The 17,630-nt window shown below is 39.3% G+C and carries 17 protein-coding genes and 1 riboswitch; of the genes, 12 read left to right on the top strand and 5 right to left on the bottom strand.

Annotated features, from left to right (window positions below; translation table 11 throughout):
• Positions 1-97 precede the first annotated feature (97 nt).
• Complete coding sequence (locus tag IOC57_RS03230; protein ID WP_207437388.1) at positions 98-496, top strand: hypothetical protein; 399 nt, start codon at positions 98-100, stop codon at positions 494-496.
• Positions 497-1,149: 653 nt separating this feature from the next.
• Here the strand turns inward: IOC57_RS03230 and IOC57_RS03225 are convergent.
• Positions 1,150-1,440 (bottom strand): hypothetical protein, encoded by a 291-nt coding sequence (locus IOC57_RS03225; RefSeq protein ID WP_148357349.1) that lies wholly within the window; start codon positions 1,438-1,440, stop codon positions 1,150-1,152.
• 421 nt (positions 1,441-1,861) lie between these two features.
• Positions 1,862-2,065: a hypothetical protein gene (locus IOC57_RS03220; protein ID WP_207437387.1), complete on the bottom strand. Its 204-nt coding sequence runs from the start codon at positions 2,063-2,065 to the stop codon at positions 1,862-1,864.
• Between the two features lie 490 nt (positions 2,066-2,555).
• On the opposite strand from IOC57_RS03220, the gene glsA reads away from it, so the two are divergent.
• The gene (glsA, locus tag IOC57_RS03215; RefSeq protein WP_207437406.1) at positions 2,556-3,497 is read left to right on the top strand and encodes a glutaminase A; all 942 of its coding nucleotides are present in this window, start codon (positions 2,556-2,558) and stop codon (positions 3,495-3,497) included.
• 279 nt (positions 3,498-3,776) lie between these two features.
• Here the strand turns inward: glsA and IOC57_RS03210 are convergent, their stop codons facing one another.
• Complete coding sequence (locus tag IOC57_RS03210) at positions 3,777-3,971, bottom strand: hypothetical protein (protein ID WP_207437386.1); 195 nt, start codon at positions 3,969-3,971, stop codon at positions 3,777-3,779.
• On the bottom strand, positions 3,958-4,479 hold the full coding sequence (locus tag IOC57_RS03205) for a tyrosine-type recombinase/integrase (protein WP_207437405.1): 522 nt from the start codon (positions 4,477-4,479) through the stop codon (positions 3,958-3,960). The genes IOC57_RS03210 and IOC57_RS03205 overlap by 14 nt, the downstream gene beginning before the upstream one ends.
• A gap of 602 nt (positions 4,480-5,081) precedes the next feature.
• Between IOC57_RS03205 and IOC57_RS03200 the strand changes: the two genes are divergently transcribed.
• The 4 genes from IOC57_RS03200 to IOC57_RS03185 all read left to right on the top strand — a co-directional run bounded on the left by IOC57_RS03200 (position 5,082) and on the right by IOC57_RS03185 (position 8,270).
• Complete coding sequence (locus IOC57_RS03200) at positions 5,082-5,348, top strand: hypothetical protein (RefSeq protein WP_207437385.1); 267 nt, start codon at positions 5,082-5,084, stop codon at positions 5,346-5,348.
• Positions 5,349-5,761: 413 nt separating this feature from the next.
• The gene (locus IOC57_RS03195; RefSeq protein WP_207437384.1) at positions 5,762-6,469 is read left to right on the top strand and encodes a sigma-70 family RNA polymerase sigma factor; all 708 of its coding nucleotides are present in this window, start codon (positions 5,762-5,764) and stop codon (positions 6,467-6,469) included.
• 30 nt (positions 6,470-6,499) lie between these two features.
• Positions 6,500-7,084, top strand: a complete 585-nt coding sequence (gene clpP, locus IOC57_RS03190) for an ATP-dependent Clp endopeptidase proteolytic subunit ClpP (protein WP_207437383.1) — start codon at positions 6,500-6,502, stop codon at positions 7,082-7,084.
• A gap of 1,036 nt (positions 7,085-8,120) precedes the next feature.
• Positions 8,121-8,270, top strand: a complete 150-nt coding sequence (locus tag IOC57_RS03185; RefSeq protein WP_207437382.1) for a hypothetical protein — start codon at positions 8,121-8,123, stop codon at positions 8,268-8,270.
• Between the two features lie 57 nt (positions 8,271-8,327).
• Here the strand turns inward: IOC57_RS03185 and IOC57_RS03180 are convergent, their stop codons facing one another.
• Complete coding sequence (locus IOC57_RS03180; protein ID WP_207437381.1) at positions 8,328-9,554, bottom strand: ATP-binding protein; 1,227 nt, start codon at positions 9,552-9,554, stop codon at positions 8,328-8,330.
• Positions 9,555-10,203: 649 nt separating this feature from the next.
• Between IOC57_RS03180 and IOC57_RS03175 the strand changes: the two genes are divergently transcribed.
• From IOC57_RS03175 to thiC, 6 genes are all read left to right on the top strand, one after another.
• On the top strand, positions 10,204-11,124 hold the full coding sequence (locus IOC57_RS03175) for a glycerophosphodiester phosphodiesterase (RefSeq protein WP_207437380.1): 921 nt from the start codon (positions 10,204-10,206) through the stop codon (positions 11,122-11,124).
• Between the two features lie 154 nt (positions 11,125-11,278).
• Positions 11,279-12,418, top strand: a complete 1,140-nt coding sequence (locus tag IOC57_RS03170) for a zinc-dependent alcohol dehydrogenase (RefSeq protein ID WP_207437379.1) — start codon at positions 11,279-11,281, stop codon at positions 12,416-12,418.
• A gap of 370 nt (positions 12,419-12,788) precedes the next feature.
• On the top strand, positions 12,789-13,241 hold the full coding sequence (locus IOC57_RS03165) for a hypothetical protein (RefSeq protein WP_207437378.1): 453 nt from the start codon (positions 12,789-12,791) through the stop codon (positions 13,239-13,241).
• A gap of 236 nt (positions 13,242-13,477) precedes the next feature.
• Positions 13,478-14,011 carry a histidine phosphatase family protein gene (locus IOC57_RS03160; protein WP_207437377.1) on the top strand — a complete coding sequence of 178 codons (534 nt, stop codon included), beginning with the start codon at positions 13,478-13,480 and terminating at the stop codon, positions 14,009-14,011.
• 167 nt (positions 14,012-14,178) lie between these two features.
• Positions 14,179-14,967: an HAD family hydrolase gene (locus IOC57_RS03155; RefSeq protein ID WP_207437376.1), complete on the top strand. Its 789-nt coding sequence runs from the start codon at positions 14,179-14,181 to the stop codon at positions 14,965-14,967.
• 115 nt (positions 14,968-15,082) lie between these two features.
• Positions 15,083-15,197, top strand: a riboswitch (TPP riboswitch).
• A 136-nt stretch (positions 15,198-15,333) separates the two neighbouring features.
• Positions 15,334-17,115 (top strand): phosphomethylpyrimidine synthase ThiC, encoded by a 1,782-nt coding sequence (gene thiC / locus IOC57_RS03150; RefSeq protein ID WP_207437375.1) that lies wholly within the window; start codon positions 15,334-15,336, stop codon positions 17,113-17,115.
• Positions 17,116-17,630: the final 515 nt, after the last annotated feature.

The following is a 17,630-nucleotide window of genomic DNA, read 5'->3' as shown; positions in this document are numbered from 1 at the left end:
TGATGTCATATTAAGTTGATTTTATGACAAAGAAAAAATTAATATTTCAATTTACACTTCATTTTACTTAGATATAAGTAAAATGAGGTGGTTTTTCATGGAACCAAAAAAAGAGAAAATTATATTGCATCTATCCGATAAAATGACAAATCAAGATATTGCAAATATATACGGTACAACTTTTCAGAAAATAATTTATCTGATAAAGAAGTACGAGCTTAACCCAAATGAACTAAGAAAAGTTAATAAATATACAGTTTATGAACATTGGCACCATGGAAAAGTCGTTTATGTTGGAAGCGGTGTTTGGTATAGATGCAGGAGATATAAAAATAGAAGAAACTCGGAACATGTGCATCTAATGGAATCTGGAAAACTTGAATATCGTATAGTGGGTGAATACGAAAAAGTAGAAGATGCAAGGAAGTACGAAGCTGTGCTCATTCAAAAATATAAACAATTAGGACAGGCAAAATTCAATAAGAAAATGCATTGATTCTTGACGATTATAAGAAGTAAAGGCATAATTATCAGTAATCGTGTTACTAATAAAAATGAGTTTGTTCAACAAACGTTGATATTACTGATTATATAGCTTTTGTGGAATATAATGGGACTCAAAATCGTGTTCCTCTGGAGTGCCGGTTCGACCCCGGCCACCGGTATCATCAATAGCGAAGAATCGCTATTACATCAAGCTTCACGCATAATTGCGTGAAGCTTTTTTGTGTTTATCACGCACTACAAAATATGTGGAAATAATGTGTGGGGGAGGTGTGTGCAATGTTTTTTTATCACTCAAGGAGAATTGAAACCAAGGGGAAAAAACCAAAACGAATCAAGCATATTAAAGGTGTTAGGATCTCATGTCATACACTTAGACACACTCATGCTAGATTATTCATTTAAAATGGATGGGTAGCATATCGCTTTCAATTAAACTATGACATTGGTCTATGGAAGATCCGAAATGATACATGAAGTTGTTGGCCACAGATATTGGGGAGAGATATAATAAATATTCTCTAATAAATAATATATTATCAGCATTAGTTTATTGCACGTTTGTTCTTGCGATGAAAATAAAAACGAATGGGTCAAAGAGTATTAACTCTACCATTCGTTCCGTAAACAGATGGGCCAATGATTTTAGATTTCAATATTCATAGCACTTAGCTCTGCTTCCGTATAGCCAGAAGAGGATAGTGCGATTTCAATTTCTTCAGCAGCCTTATAATCAAATAATTTAAATTTAGACATTAAAGCGAAAGCATTTTGATTTTCAATTGCCAAGGCAACAGCTTCCACATCTTGCAGTAACTTTAGGTCTTCAATGTAGAATTGAGCGGTTCTCATCGCTAAATACTCATTCATTGTAGTCGAACTGTAGAAAAGTCTTGTTAAAGTGGCGATTGCGTTAGGAACGAAAATCTTATTCATAATTACCCCTCCACTATTCTTAATATTCTGTCATTTGAGTTACTACTAGTATGAGTCACTCTAAAAATGTTGTCAATCTTTATCTTTTAAGCATTTTTACTCACAGTTGAAAGTAAATATGAACTCAAATTTAGTAAATAGAAAACAGGCGACTTTTACAAAGGCAAAAGTGATTGAACCGAAGTGCACGAAGTAAGCGAAAGAAAGAATGTTGCATGAGTTTACGAAGCAAACAAAAGACCTGTGGCATGCTGATTCAAACTCGATTGCTAGGTCTCAGGACCGAAAGAGATACATATTATTTACTTCACTTCAGTTATTTTATTTAATAAATGGTCGATTTTTTTTAGAATCTCTTTCATTGATAAGATTCTTTCTGTGTTCGAAAATTTCAAAGGGCTTATGAAACATCAGATTCTTATTAACTGTATAGGAGACGGGCCTCCACATTACGCAGCTCTCCAGATGAAACACTATCAGCCACAATTATTTGCAATGTTCTCGTAGCTGTCATTCGTTTGTTAGGATGCTTCAATTGTAGATGCTGTTGTATCTCTCGGAAAAGTTCCGTATTTTCTGGACGGTTTGCGTTATAGATTTCTTGTAAACTCTTCGATTTTCCCATGGCTTATCCTACTTTCCATCAAATGTAAAATGCTTATGAAAGCTTATGCGATAATATTCGTATGGTCTATATTTCCCTCTGAGCGCTTCTAATTCCTTCTTTTTTCAATTAACTCATCTTTAAGGAACAGTGAAGTGGTTCCTGATTTTTTTTACAAGGCATTAGTTTACCTGCCTTACGGTTTGGCGGATGCCGTATATTTTGTATTTTTTTTCTTTAACACGAGGAAAAAAATTCAAAACCTGTGCATTAGATTTACATGGGTGAGTTAAAATCAGTAAATAATAGATGGAGAAGCATTTGGAAATTTCTTTAAAGAATTTTTATTCAAGAAATCTAAAACCAGGAAAGTAGTTCCTCTAACATTACTTCTATTCCGCTTCCTGGTTTTGTAAATAATATCGTTGAAATATGGTAATAACTAATAAAACCACTATTAAAGAACACTTCACATGACAAATTTTCTAAGGGGCGGAAAATTGTGAACAATATGGGATGTCAATGCAGGTCCAATGAAGAATTACAGCATTTGGTCGATGAGGCAAAAAAATATACAAATATGGGAACAGTGGCAGACTATATACCCGCTCTTGAAAAGGCGAATCCTGGGGATTTGTCTGTTGCTATTTACTATCCTGACGGAAAAGGGTATTGTGCGGGGGATGTGAGCGGAAAAATGACGCTGCAAAGCATATCAAAAGTTTTGACGCTTGCACTGGTATTAATGGAAAAAGGGGAGGAATATGTCTTTTCCCAAATAGGAAAAGAACCCACTGGCGATCCTTTTAATTCAATTTCCAAGCTAGAGACAAACAAGCCCTCTAAGCCGTTAAACCCAATGATCAATGCAGGAGCATTGACTGTGACCCACATGATTGCAGGTGACAGTGTAAATGAGCGATTTCAGCGTGTTTTACATTTTATCCGGGAGCTGACGCAAAATCCTACTATTGGCTTTAATGAAGAGGTTGCCCGGTCGGAATACAATACAGCAGACTTAAATAGGGCGTTAAGCTATTTTTTAAAGCAGCATAATGTAATAAATGAGGATGTTGAGGAATTAATCGAATTATATTCAAAGCAGTGTGCCATAGAAATGGACAGTCAGGATTTGGCGCGGATAGGCTGTGTGCTGGCCATGAATGGGAAAGATTTGCAGACGGGTAAGCAAATCATCCCAGGGGACATTGCCCGTATTTGCAAGACATTCATGGTTACTTGCGGCATGTATAACGCATCAGGTGAATTTGCCATTAATGTTGGCATACCGGCTAAAAGCGGTGTGTCAGGGGGAATCATGGGGGCCGTCCCGGGAAAATGTGGGATTGGGATTTATGGTGCTGCCCTGGATGAGAAGGGGAACAGCGTTGCCGGGATAAAAATCTTGGAAATGATGGCGAAGAAGTATTCCCTAAGCATGTTTAATTTGTAAACATTGACATCATTAGTGATGAGCCGATGATATTGATCACGTTATTTTTGAATGGAATGTTGTCTATAGTTGAAGATTATTTCGTTAAAGAGAGAAAATGAAGCTTGGAATAAGAGCTTTTTCGTTAGGGTAGGTGTGGTAAAAAGAGGAAGAGGAGAGGAAATGCGAGTGGTACGGTGGCAGTGCTCATGAGATTTAGTCTAAAGCCTTACAGATACAAAGCATTTCCTTTCACGGCAAAAAAAGACCTCTGCACATAAGGGCAAGGTCTTAAGCTGATTATAACAAGTTGGAGAAAAGAGATACTTTTTTATATAAAGCATTTACCTCTTTATTTCGATGTTCCCCGATTTCATTTCTTAGCTGAATTTCCATATCTGTCATTAAATCAGCTAATTTCAATGCCTTTTGTCTGTCGGAAATATTGCTGCGAATGATATATTCATATTTTGCATTGTATTCAGTCAGTGACATTTCTTCCGTCCTCCCATAGTACATAGTCATTTAAGCTGTTATCTGTTCCTTCATCAGCAATCCCAATGTACTTAAGTGTAATTTTAGGGTGTGAATGGTTAAGGATCATTTGTAACTCAGCAAGGTCCTTACTTCGTTTATAGAACCAGTACCCGAATGTTTTCCGCATGGTATGGGTACCGACGCTCTCGATGTCTACCATTTCTGCTGCTTTATTAAGTTGCCTGTAGGCTTGTATCTTACTTATAGGCTTATCGCCCTTGCGTGAGGGGAATAGCCATTCACCATCAATGGTGGCTATATAGGCGGCCAATTCATTGCATACAGTATTAAGCTGTATGGTTCTTGGCTTCTTTGTTTTCCCTTCCTTGATGATGACCTCCATCTTGCCTTTAATGTCCTTTATCCTCAGCGATAATAGGTCAGACACACGCAGGCCGGTATTGATGCCTAACAAGAACAATATGTAGTCTCTCTCGCTGCAATGTCTTTTCAATGACCATTTCATATCAGCTAATTTTTCCAATGATCTGATTGGTTGTACGTCAATTAAATGTTCTTTTGGCAAATGTGATCCCCCTTATTTCACTTTAATGGAATCAGTGTTTTGAATGTATACTTTTTTATTGATTTAAGAGTAACACTGAAAAAGGATGGAAGTCAATGTGAGGAGTATATTGAGGGCAATGGATTCGGGGGTGTAGGGGGGAGGTTACGGTAACTGGACGAATTAAGAAGAAAAAAATACGATCTCCTCTTGAAGAAAGGGCCGCGTTTTTAGGTAAGTGCAAACTTCACTATTGATAGTACATTCCTAGATTTGATGAAGAGGGTATAGAGTTCTACGATATAGTCATGAACGGCCTTGCTTCTTTTTATTAAGGTTGAAATTAAAGCGTGGATAGTTATAAAAACTACTGAAACTTGATATAATGAATCAATAGTAATATTTTTCTAAACTAGTGTTATTGATGGATATTTAATAGGTTTCATTCAGAAAGAATGGGTCTTTAATAATCATTATGCTTTATCAGGATTGAGGAAACCACCATGAAAAGTTTTTTTGTTATATCGAAAAAGTCACCGCCTTTAATATCAAGGTTTTTTACTATGGCAATTATGATTGCGGTTTTTTACTGTATGTTCATGTTCGCAGACCTGGAGAATGAAAAGACCGACAGCGAGCGGCATAACGAGCGATCAGTGAATCTGGAAGAGATGAGCGATCAGGAATTAGAAGAGAAGCCAGCAGGTTCTTTGGTGAACTATTGTAAAGATAGCGCTAATGAGAGTCGATCCTCCAGTTGGTTTGGCATTGAAGAAAACGAAATGGAACCTAGCGAATACACGGTTGAATGCATTGAACACTTGGAATAGCAACAGAGTTACTATGGATCACCCGGAAATTTGGAATTTAGGATACACCACACCATACATCCTGGAGGATCGAACAAAACGCGATTTGGGATAACGTAAGCGGGTGGTCACATCAAAAGATTTGATTGTGAACGGAGCGGAATGCACGGAGATATTAAGTGTTTCGGAAAATAAGAGCTTCGTTGAAATGATTGGTGACGAACCAGGTACAAGCGGGGGACGCCCTATTTTTGCATACAGAATTTTGAGATTAGCCTGTTTGGATTTTAACCAAACAGGTTTTTAGTATGAAAGGAAATCCAATGGAAAAAATGGAATAGAATAATGAAGAATGAAGAAAAATTTTTCACCCCCATATCTTTTTCTCTTTCTGAAACGTTTATAGGATAGAGGGTGTTGAAGGAGTGAGGAAAATGATAAATAAGTTAAGGGAAGACATTTCTGAAGAAAATGATAACGGTTCGATTTTGCGTGAGGTCTATCCTGAATTGCTTCGGTTTTGCCGATTCCTGACCCAAAATAATTGGGATGGGGATGATTTGGCACAAGAAACGATATTGAAGGCAATGCAGGGATATGGGAAGAACAAGGAGATAACGACCGCTTTATTGAAGACGATAGCCCACCATTCCTGGATTGATACGATTAGAAAAAGAAAAAAAGAATCTTTAGAGGATTTTTTGGATACCGAACAGCAAGGGGCAGGTGGGGAAAATGTCTTTGAAACGGTTGAATATATAATTAAATCCCTTACTCCGAAACAAGCTGTAGTGTTCATATTAAAGGAAGGATTTCTCTATCGGTCCAAAGAAATATCGGATTATTTGAACACCACGGAAATGGCAGTGAAGGCCATCTTGAACCGTGTGAAAAAGCGTTTTGACAATGACGTTGATAAGTGTAAGCTGTATTTCGTGGAAGATTGGCAAGACGAGGAGGAACAACGGCTCATATCCCTGATGACACAGGCTTTAAAAGCCCAAAATCCTGATATCCTCATTAGAAGCATCCCATCTTTCAAATCCCTGAACAGTGAATCGGTGGTACCTAAACTGATGAATCATTCGATCCTTTCCAAAGCAAGCCTCACTCCTTCAAACACACTCTCAATGGCTGCATAGCCAATACCATTGTTAGGAGGAAGAAGAGATATGACCACCATACCATATGTAATTGAGCATTCAGGCAAGGGTGAGCGCTCATACGATATTTATTCCAGACTTCTAAAAGACCGTATCATCATGATTGGGGAAGAAATCACCGATCATTTAGCCAATAGTGTCGTTGCCCAATTGTTATTCTTGGCAGCAGATGCACCTGATAAAGAAATTACCATCTTCATAAACAGTCCGGGGGGATCGACTAGTGCCGGTTTCGCCATTTATGATACGATGCAATATATTAAGCCCGATATCCGGACTGTATGTACGGGGATGGCTGCTTCATTTGGTGCCATGCTTTTATTGGCGGGTACGAAAGGGAAAAGGTGCGCTTTGCCAAATAGTGAAATCATGCTTCATCAACCTCTTGGTGGGGCAAGGGGGCAAGCAACGGAAATTGAAATTTCTGCCCGAAGGATTTTGAAACTGAAGGATCATATCAATCAGATCATTTCTGAAAGGACTGGGCAGCCTTTCGAAAAGGTGGCGAAGGACACAGATCGTGATTACTTCTTAAGTGCAAATGAGGCGAAGGATTACGGTTTAATCGATGAAATTATCATTAAAGGTAATTAATCAAAAGACCTGGTAAGCTGGATGAAAACGAAAAGAAACGGTCGATATGTAAATCGGCCGTTTCTTTTTTTACCCTCTTACATTACACCATATATTTATCCGCAAACACCCACACCTTGTTCCAATACTTTTCCGGATCCACTCATTCGGCTTCACGATGCACTGCCCCGGTATTATCAATTTCCTTAGTCTACTACATTTGCTGCGTTGTATGCGTCATCCAGCATGGCATAAGGGACGAATGAATCATCTTCCCCATGGATGCAAAGCCTGGGCGGATTAAGGCTATCGTTCCCATTGATTTACCATACCCAAGGACTCGAACAAGCAAAGCGTTTCAGGTCCGACATATTAACCCAACTTGATCATTATCCAGTGGAAGTGGAAGATTGGAGCATTTAATTGAATGTTTGAAATAAGGAAGGATGAAAATTATGTCTACACAGATCGTTGCTCAAAACAATCCGCTAGTAATGAGGGAAACGACAAAATAATCCCAACTTGTCAAATCGGCATTGCGGGGTTCGGTCCTTCCTGTTGGCGTGTTGATTGCATGGGCAAATATTAGGCTCGGTTGGCATCTTGCCCCAATCATTCTTATCACCTTTATTGATCGTCACGACTTTCATTGATCTCGTTCAGTCGGGGGAATTGGGCTTGCATTTACAAATCAGTTTAACGCGGGCTCTATTTGGCTTTGCATCGGTGTTTTTTTAGGCTTATTGTTAGGAGTCATCGTTGGCATGAAATAAAAATCAGAAAAATATCTAAACCCAAGCATTCAAATGTTATGAATGGTCCCTTTACTTGCGATTACCCCTTTATTCATTATGTGGTTCGGATTTGGTGAACGATCTTAAGTGCTGCTTATTGCTTTAGGTGCTTCTTTTCCTTTATATTTACAAACTTTTTTGGGCCTTCGGGATGTGAATGAAAAACTATACGATGTTGCCCCAAACTTGGAGTTTAGCCTTAAGCTAGGCTTGGATGTGCCTGGTCGTCGCTGAATTGCCGGATTGAGGATAAGGGGGGCTTCATGATCCAGGATGCCCATTCATTCATGCAAACGGACGTCGTATTCGTAGGTATCCTCATTTTTGCCGTCGCTGGTAAAATCTCAGACTCGTTTGTACGCTTTTTAGAAAATCATTTGCTGAAATGGCAGATAGTTGTAAAGCCTAATTGAAAAAGGATGACCGCCCGCTGATGGGTGTTCATCCTTTTTCTTATTTGGAATGCATGTTTAATCTATTTCTTTATATAAGGGCAAATAAATGGTGAACGATGTTCCTTTGTTCACTTCGCTCTGTACCACGATTTTCCCTTTGTATTTTTGAACGATGGAATAACAAACGGTCAGGCCGATACCGGTTCCCCTATCTTTAAGTGAAAAAAATGGGGTACCTAGTATTTCAAGCTGTTCTTTTGAGAGCCCTATTCCTGTATCCGTTATTCGTATTTTTGCCATGGTGCGTTCCTGCTCCGTTTCCACCTTGATGAATCCGGGTTTGTTCATTGACTCAATTCCATTTTTCATGATATTGACCAGTATCTGTTTAAGCTCGATGGGATTCATGTTAATGAACAGGTCGTCACGGAAATCCAGGAGAAAGCCTATGTTTCGATTATTGGCGAAACTGGTTAATAGATCGGAAATCTTTTGGATTTCATAATTTAAAGGAATGACCTTTACATTATCCGTTTGCGGTTTTGCCAAAGACAAATAGTCATTGATTATCACTTGTGTATATTCAAGTTCTGTAAGCATGGTCTGTACATAAAACTTTTCCGTTTCATTCAGTTCCTTCTCTTGATCTAATAACTGGGCAAAGCCTTTAACGACTGTAATCGGATTACGTATCTCATGTGCAATGGTGGCAGCTAGCTGTCCGACTGAGTTCAATTGCTTAGCCTGCTGCATTTCCTTATGAAATGCATTAGTGGATTCCACCCTATTATTGGTTCCTATGAATACGAATACCAATATGATTTGTATAGCGATGAAATTAAGCGTGTTGCCGAAACTATCCAAAGCGACATATTCATAAGTGTATTGAAGGTCCGTTTTTGAAATGATCAAGATGGAAGCGGGGCCTAATATGATATTTAAAGTGGCGACAATATAAAACCCGATTTTATCAAAGAGAAAAATGGGAATCAAGGGCGCAATGGCAAATAAGGCCAGCATGATGGCGGTATCTGGAAATATCCAGAATTTGCTATATAAATAAACAGTAATTAAGAAAATGAATAGGGTCTTATAAAAATTGACTTCTGTTTTTAAGAAAAATAACAGAGAAATTATCATCCCCGATATTAAAATGACCTGTAATATCATCTCGTAGGGATTATCTTTCCAACTTATAGGTGATACAGAAATCCCAACTAATAGTAAAAAGGATATCATTGCCATGAATGCTTTCAGTATAAATCGGTGTTTGTTTTGATAATATTGATAATTTTTTAACATAATTCCCCTTAATATTAATATTCTGTTTGTTTGTTTAATAGTAATATGATACTAGTTTTTTGTAAATCAGAAAAAGATAGATTTTGTCTATCTATATTTTAGAAAGGGCTTTTCTCCAGGCAAGGTTCAAGTGAAAATTAGTACCGGAAGGGGTGCAGTATAGGAAATCATTTGTCCAGGTCCCTTCGTAAGTCAACATTGGCATATCTGATCCGATATCTGGAGTTTATGGGTTCTAAGTTTGATTTATTATGGATAGGAAGACTATTGAGAGAAGGAGTGATAAAGAATGAGGCTAGCGAAAGTATTGAAATATTTAGTTCTGTTCATTTGGGTGACTGTTTTTTTCTACTATTTTAATATGTTCATGCCAAGAAACTTACTATATTTTCTTATTGGTTTACCAGTATCCATATTTAGCACATTTTTCATTTATGATTTTTTTAGAAAAAGGGGATTATAGTGGGTTTCTAATCCTGTCATTCCCCTGTTTGGTCAGGTACAACGAACTAAATGAGTGCACTGCGGGTAGGGTATTTGATAGGTTATTTACCCGTGTTTAATAATATATTATTTCTTTACACTATATTCGCTGTAGATTCACATTCCCCTTTTAGAATAATGGTAATAATAGGAGGGAGAGAGGGAAATGAAAACGAATATAAAGAAATTCGGTTTATGTATGATGAGTGCGGCCTTTATATTGCAGGCAACTTCCATGGGGGTTTCAGCAGCAAAAGGAAATCATTCCTATTCATCTATTTATGAGAAGAAAATCGTGAATATCGCACATCGGGGAGCTTCTGGTTATGCACCTGAACATACCATTCCCGCTTATCAATTGGGAGAACAAATGAAAGGCGACTACATAGAAATCGATCTTCAGATGACCAAGGATGGAAGATTGATAGCCATGCATGATGAAAAGGTGGATCGTACAACGAACGGTACTGGCCTGGTGAAGGATTTAACGCTGGCAGAAATCAAGAAACTGGATGCCGGTACATGGTTCAATGAAAAAAATCCGCAATTGGCAAAAAAGGTCTATGAAGGGTTAACGGTTCCCACTCTTGAAGAAGTCTTTAAGAAGTTCGGCAAGCAGGCAAATTACTATATCGAAACAAAGTCCCCTGATGTGTATCCAGGAATGGAAGAAGAACTCCTGCAGGTTTTGGAAGAATATAAAATGGTGGATTCAAAAGGCCGTACCAAGAATGTATTAATACAATCTTTCAGTAAAGAAAGCCTTATGAAGATTCATGACATGAATCCAAAGTTACCGCTTGTGCAGCTTTTTTCTTATAAGAACCAAGCGGCCATTTCCGATGAAGAATTGGATTCCATTAAGGAATATGCAATGGGAGTTGGTCCGAACTTCAATAAGGTAGACGGACAATATGTGAAGATGGTTCGCAGTCATGACCTTCAATTCCATCCATATACGGTAAATGAAAGAGCCGATATGAAAAAGGCTCTCGAATGGGGTGCTACGGGGCTGTTTACGAATTATCCGGATGTATTCAATGGGGTGCTAAGAGAGTACAAGCGCAATAATAATGGCAATAAATAAAGTGCAAATAAATGATTTCATAGGTGAGTCCCGGTTTTCCGGGACTTTTTTGTAATGTAGGACATCTAATTCTTGGGAAAATTAGGTTTCATAGGCTTAGTAGTCTTTTGGACGGGTATATTAAATGTAATAAAAATGTTTTAGGAGGTTGATTATGAAGGCTGTAACGTTTCAAGGAGCAAAAGATATTCAGGTAAAACAAGTTGAAGATCCGAAACTTCAGCAAAAGGATGATATCATCGTCCGGGTGACTTCAACGGCCATATGCGGGTCCGATCTCCATATATATCAGGGTGCTTTGCCGACGCATAAAGATTATATCATTGGCCATGAACCGATGGGCGTCGTTGAAGAAGTGGGTCCGGAAGTGACGAAGGTGAAAAAAGGGGACAGGGTTGTCCTGCCTTTCAACATTTCTTGTGGGCACTGTTATTATTGTGAACATGATATGGAGAGTCAATGTGATAATTCCAACCCCAATGAAGCGGTGGATACAGGTGGATATTTTGGTTTTACTGAACGATATGGGAACTATCCAGGCGGGCAGGCAGAATATTTGAGGGTCCCATATGGAAACTTCATGCCGTTTGTCATCCCAGAGTCATGTGAACTTGAAGATGAGGCACTATTGTTCATGTCCGATGTGCTGCCAACCGCATATTGGAGTGTAGAGAACGCTGGCGTCAAGAAAAATGATACGGTAGCGGTATTGGGCTGTGGCCCGATTGGTTTGATGGTTCAGAACTTCGCTTGGATGAAAGGGGCAAAAAGGGTCATTGCCATCGATAACCTTCCTTATAGAATCAATAGGGCAAAACAGATGAATAAGGTTGAAGCGTATAACTTCGATGAATATAACGATATGGGCAGCTACATTAAGGAAATCACATCAGGCGGGGCGGATGTGGTCATAGATTGCGTGGGAATGGATGGAAAGAAATCAACGATCGAGGCGATTGAGCAAAAGTTGAAACTTCAGGGCGGGACGTTAAGTGCTATCGAGATTGCGATTAATGCCGTACGTAAATTCGGCACGATTCAACTGACTGGCGTATACGGATCCAAATACAATATGTTCCCATTAGGCAATTTATTTGAGAGGAACATTAACATGAAAATGGGGCAAGCACCGGTCATTCACTACATGCCCAAGCTTTTTGATAAAATCATGGCAGGAGAGATAGACCCCACGGAAATCATATCCCATAAAGTCCCTCTTGAAAAAGCGAGTGAAGCTTATCAAATTTTTAACGATCACGAAGATGAATGTATTAAAGTGGTGTTAAAGCCATAGTGTGAAGCTAAAAAAAGTCCAATGCATCTCCATGCATTGAACTTTTTTTAGTTGGGCATACAAATGGATCGAAGTTCATGCTGTATTAGGAATCCGTATAAAAGTGATGTGAAATATGATTGATAAGTAAGCCCGTGAATGGAAGAAATCAGGATTACAATGATTTTTTGACTATAATCGTGGCCTTCGTTTCAAGGGAATCTGGATATGTGACGATTGTCCCTTCAGATGACCAAGGAGCGTATGATTTGAAAAAGAAGAGTTGATTTAAAAATAAGATGCAGTGCCAAGTGAACTTGATTAAGGGTTTTTGGTAATGAAATGAAGTATTTTTATTATATAATGATAGTGACAAAAGGAGGATGTACAGATGGTATATAATTCGGCAGCAGAAATTTGTGAAGGGTTTGGATATCCGCCCGTTCACGGTAAATTGACGATAGAGATCATAGATAAGAGATTGGGACCTGTAAAGGCAGAAGCGGAGATTGCCATCAAACCTGTTAAGCCAAAGGAATATCTAGAAGTCTTGGTGGAAGAATTGGAATCGGAGCATATATTTGCTGATGAAAATGGCAGTATCTATGGCAGCTTCGGCATCGATCAAAGCATCCAGATATATGATGAAGTGTTGACTACCATTCCGTTCGAAGAATTAATAGGAAATGAAAATTGGAAAGAGACTGTTGAGGAAACCCTCACGTTGGATAAGCTAAAGGAACAACTGGGGAAATCCCTCAATGAATATCAATTCAGTGATTTGAGCGGGAAATATAAATTTAGGAAAAGGTGTACGATAACAGAACTTCAATTCATAGATTAAACCATGACTGGAGAAGGCGAGATGCTTTCTCTTTTTTTCGATGCTATCATAATCAAAGCCTAGCAGTGACACAAACCGTAAGAATTTTTTAGCGGACACAATGTCAAGGAGGATTCAGTAAGGTTTTTACTGGTTTCAACTTGCATTAATATATAGTTTTACATAGGGTAATATATTGATAAGGGTTTTTTCCAAGAAAAAGAAACGAATATTTTAAAAGATAAAAAGGAGAATATATGAAAATTGGTTTGGTACGGCATTTTAAGGTGGCACATGAATTTCCTACTGGGAGATCTGTGACTGCGGATGAAATGAAGCAATGGTTTGAGGACTATGATGCAGCGGATATTATTTATGGAACGACTTTATTTGGCGTGAAGGAATGGCAGGAATGTTATTGCAGTGATATGTCGAGGGCTGTCAAGACAGCGGAACATATCTATCCAGGTACGGTTCATCGGATGGAGGAGCTGCGGGAAATACCTTCTCCCCCACTTAAAGGGCGGGTGAAACTGCCGTTCATCCTTTGGGCCATCTGGATACGCTGCTGCTCGGTGTTGAACAAGCAGACAAGGGCGGAAATTAAGATTGCAGAGCGAAGGATCAATAAAGTATTGGATGAAATCTTTGCAAAGGGGGAAAGGGATGTTCTGATCGTGAGTCATGCGGCCCTCATGGTATATATAAGGAAGGAGCTGATCCGACGGGGGTTCACAGGCCCGAAATTCAAGATTGCCAGTAATGGAAAGCTTTATGTATTTGAAAGATGATGAGGGGGAATATAGGGTTTCCTTTCCAGAAAGAGTAAGCCGTTTTGCTGATTTTAAGAAAGAGGAAGGCATTTTCCGAATAGTTATTCTTTTTTCATTGGTTGTGGTTTATTATTGTAATAGTGTAATTTTACGAATTCAATAATAGGGAAAGAGGGGTGGACATTTTGCTTAAAGCAGTTTTTTTTGATTTAGATGATACATTACTATGGGATCAGAAAAGTGTAAAAGAGGCTTTTGTGGCCACATGCGAAGTGGCCAAGGAGAAATATGATCTGAATGTCGACGAGTTTGAGGAAGCGGTACGAAAAGAAGCACGTGAGCTTTATTCTTCTTACGATACATATGCATTCACTCAAATGATCGGAATTAACCCATTTGAGGGACTATGGGGAAACTTTCAGGATGATCATGATGAATTCCGGAAGATGGCCGGGATTGCACCGGCTTATCGAAAAGAAGCATGGACGAGAGGTTTAAAGGCATTAGGGATCGATGACCCGGAATTTGGGCTTGAACTGGCAGAACGTTTTCCAGCCGAGAGACGTAAAAAGCCATTTATCTATGAAGAATCATTCCGTGTTCTGGATGAATTAAAAGGGAAGTACAAATTGCTATTGCTTACGAACGGATCTCCTGAACTGCAAAATACCAAACTGGAAATTACGCCTGAACTGGTTCCCTATTTCGATCAAATCGTGATTTCAGGCGCATTTGGACGAGGTAAACCAGATGCCTCCATTTTTGAGCATGCTTTGGAAATCATGGAACTAGATAAGGATGAAGTATTGATGGTCGGCGATAATTTAATGACTGATATCCTTGGAGCATCACGGGTAGGCATAAAGTCGGTCTGGATAAATCGCCATGATAAGCACCGGAATGAAGTGCTACCAACTTATGAAATCAAGCATTTAGAGGAGCTTTTCCCTATCCTTGAGAGCCTGGGGAACTAATTGACGGCACTCCCTGAAATAACTATTTTTGGGATTTGTAAAGGGGATATTAGGTCTTTCAAAGTATTTACAGAATGAAAAGGGTGATATATAGTTACCCTGTATTCAATAAAATAATTCAGACTAGGGGTGTCCAATAAAAGTTGGGCTGAGAGAGAAGCGCTTAAGCTTCTTAACCCTCAGGACCTGATCTGGTTCATACCAGCGTGGGGAAGTTAGAATCTACTAAACAATGCCATTCCGATTGGTCATTTTTTGTAGTCATACTAACGTTAGCCGGGTCTTAAATATGAGATCTGGCTTTTTCGTGCGAAATGGATTGGATTTTGTTCTTTTTAACTGAACTTAAAAAGGAGAAATGAAATCATGATGAGTAATTCAGTAAATGACATGAACGTTTCAATTATGTCCAGTTTTGCCGGAAGTAAAAAAGTGTATGTTGAGGGATCTAGACCTGATATTAAAGTACCTATGCGTGAAATTAAGCTAAGCCCGACTACAGGGGCATTCGGTGAAGAGGAGAATCCGCCTTTGCGAGTATATGACACAAGCGGCTTTTATACGGATTCAGAATACCCCATTGATATTCATAAAGGTCTTGCCCCGATTAGACGCAGCTGGGTTCTGGAACGGGGCAATGTTGAAGAGTATGAAGGGCGTGAAATAAGGCCCGAAGATAACGGGTATAAAAAAGTGGATGCAAAATCCAACGCCGAAGTTTTTCCGGGATTGAAAAGAAAACCATTGCGTGCAGTGAAAGGGCAAAACGTAACCCAGCTCCATTATGCCCGTAAAGGTATCATTACTCCGGAAATGGAGTTCATTTCGATCAGGGAGAATGTTGCCCCTGAGTTTGTAAGAGAAGAGGTAGCTAGCGGGCGTGCGATCATTCCGGCAAATATTAACCATCCTGAAAGTGAGCCCATGATCATCGGACGTAATTTTCATGTGAAAATAAATGCGAATATTGGAAATTCCGCTGTTAGTTCATCGATCGAAGCTGAAGTGGAGAAAATGACTTGGGCTACACGATGGGGTGCAGACAATATAATGGATCTTTCAACCGGAAAGAATATTCACACGACCCGGGAATGGATTATCAGGAATTCACCTGTTCCAGTTGGGACGGTTCCGATATATCAAGCATTGGAAAAAGTGAATGGAGTCGCGGAAGATTTAAATTGGGAAGTGTTCCGGGATACACTAATCGAGCAGGCTGAGCAAGGTGTCGATTACTTCACCATACACGCTGGTGTGCTTTTACGATACATCCCCATGACAGCAAAGCGAGTTACGGGAATTGTTTCCCGTGGGGGCTCCATCATGGCACAATGGTGCTTGGCCCACCACGAAGAAAGTTTTCTCTATACTCACTTTGAAGAGATTTGTGAAATCATGAAGGCGTATGATGTCTCGTTCTCATTAGGTGACGGCCTCCGTCCGGGTTCCATTGCAGATGCAAACGATGAGGCACAATTTGCTGAATTGGAAACACTTGGGGAACTGACGAAGATTGCTTGGAAGCACGATGTTCAAGTCATGGTGGAGGGACCCGGTCACGTACCGATGCATTTGATTAAAGAAAATATGGATAAGCAGCTGGAAGTCTGTCAAGAAGCCCCATTCTATACCCTGGGACCATTGACAACGGATATAGCCCCTGGATACGATCATATAACTTCTGCGATTGGTGCTGCCATGATTGGATGGTTTGGTACTGCCATGCTTTGTTATGTGACACCGAAAGAGCATTTGGGCCTTCCAAATAAAGAGGATGTTCGAGTGGGGGTCATTACTTATAAAATTGCTGCACACGCAGCTGACCTAGCTAAAGGCCACCCGCATGCAAGAAAACGGGATGATGCGCTTTCTAAGGCTAGATTCGAATTTCGTTGGAGAGACCAATTCAATCTTTCACTCGATCCTGAAAGAGCAGTCGAATATCACGATGAGACCCTTCCGGCTGAAGGTGCCAAAACAGCCCATTTCTGTTCAATGTGCGGACCAAAATTCTGCAGTATGAGAATCTCTCAGGACATTCGAGATTTGGCGAAGGAAAAGGGTCTGGGTTTTGGGTCGGTGATCGATGAAGGGCTTAAAGAAAAAGCGAATGAATTTAGGAAAACGGACGGGAAGATCTATCAATGATTCCGATGAGAGGGAGAATTCGATGAATCGGGTAATCCAGATAAAAGTTGAAATGAAACAGTTGGAAACTCAATTAGAACAGCTGAAAAGAGAGTTGGATATTTTTCGGGAGAATTGTAATCATGAATTTATAAAAAATGATTATAGTCAACAATGTACAAAGTGCCACTTAATCGAAAGTCTGCAATGGTAGTGTTTCCTTAATCGTCCTTTCAATATCGGAATCACCCCTTAAATCATGTTGGGATTCAATCACAAGGCAACATGATTAAGGGGATATGTTTAAGATCAGCCATTAAAGCAAGGTTGGAAAATATAGATGCTGCTTGATACTTAACCTTTTATTGCTTACAGCCATTCTTGAAAACATTCATGAAAGTGCATTTTCATCCGTATCAGTAACTTGAAACGTTACGATATGGATTTTTTTTGGCCGTTTCACCTATATAATAGAAGCATTTATATGTGTCATTAGAAATCCTTCCCTGCAAATAAAAGTGTTTATAGTTTAAGGC

The sequence above is a fragment of the Bacillus sp. SD075 genome, assembly GCF_017355165.1.
GTDB lineage: Bacteria > Bacillota > Bacilli > Bacillales > DSM-1321 > Peribacillus.
The sequence above is the reverse complement of the archived record's forward strand: the minus strand, read 5'-3'. Positions and strand labels throughout refer to the sequence as shown.

Bases quoted from the DNA above. Each gene is read 5' to 3' on its own strand.
- IOC57_RS03230 (WP_207437388.1), top strand. From the start codon at position 98: ATGGAACCAAAAAAAGAGAAAATTATATTGCATCTATCCGATAAAATG.
- IOC57_RS03225 (WP_148357349.1), bottom strand. From the start codon at position 1,440: ATGAATAAGATTTTCGTTCCTAACGCAATCGCCACTTTAACAAGACTT.
- IOC57_RS03220 (WP_207437387.1), bottom strand. From the start codon at position 2,065: ATGGGAAAATCGAAGAGTTTACAAGAAATCTATAACGCAAACCGTCCA.
- glsA (WP_207437406.1), top strand. From the start codon at position 2,556: ATGGGATGTCAATGCAGGTCCAATGAAGAATTACAGCATTTGGTCGAT.
- IOC57_RS03210 (WP_207437386.1), bottom strand. From the start codon at position 3,971: ATGTCACTGACTGAATACAATGCAAAATATGAATATATCATTCGCAGC.
- IOC57_RS03205 (WP_207437405.1), bottom strand. From the start codon at position 4,479: ATGAAATGGTCATTGAAAAGACATTGCAGCGAGAGAGACTACATATTG.
- IOC57_RS03200 (WP_207437385.1), top strand. From the start codon at position 5,082: ATGGCAATTATGATTGCGGTTTTTTACTGTATGTTCATGTTCGCAGAC.
- IOC57_RS03195 (WP_207437384.1), top strand. From the start codon at position 5,762: ATGATAAATAAGTTAAGGGAAGACATTTCTGAAGAAAATGATAACGGT.
- clpP (WP_207437383.1), top strand. From the start codon at position 6,500: ATGACCACCATACCATATGTAATTGAGCATTCAGGCAAGGGTGAGCGC.
- IOC57_RS03185 (WP_207437382.1), top strand. From the start codon at position 8,121: ATGATCCAGGATGCCCATTCATTCATGCAAACGGACGTCGTATTCGTA.
- IOC57_RS03180 (WP_207437381.1), bottom strand. From the start codon at position 9,554: ATGTTAAAAAATTATCAATATTATCAAAACAAACACCGATTTATACTG.
- IOC57_RS03175 (WP_207437380.1), top strand. From the start codon at position 10,204: ATGAAAACGAATATAAAGAAATTCGGTTTATGTATGATGAGTGCGGCC.
- IOC57_RS03170 (WP_207437379.1), top strand. From the start codon at position 11,279: ATGAAGGCTGTAACGTTTCAAGGAGCAAAAGATATTCAGGTAAAACAA.
- IOC57_RS03165 (WP_207437378.1), top strand. From the start codon at position 12,789: ATGGTATATAATTCGGCAGCAGAAATTTGTGAAGGGTTTGGATATCCG.
- IOC57_RS03160 (WP_207437377.1), top strand. From the start codon at position 13,478: ATGAAAATTGGTTTGGTACGGCATTTTAAGGTGGCACATGAATTTCCT.
- thiC (WP_207437375.1), top strand. From the start codon at position 15,334: ATGATGAGTAATTCAGTAAATGACATGAACGTTTCAATTATGTCCAGT.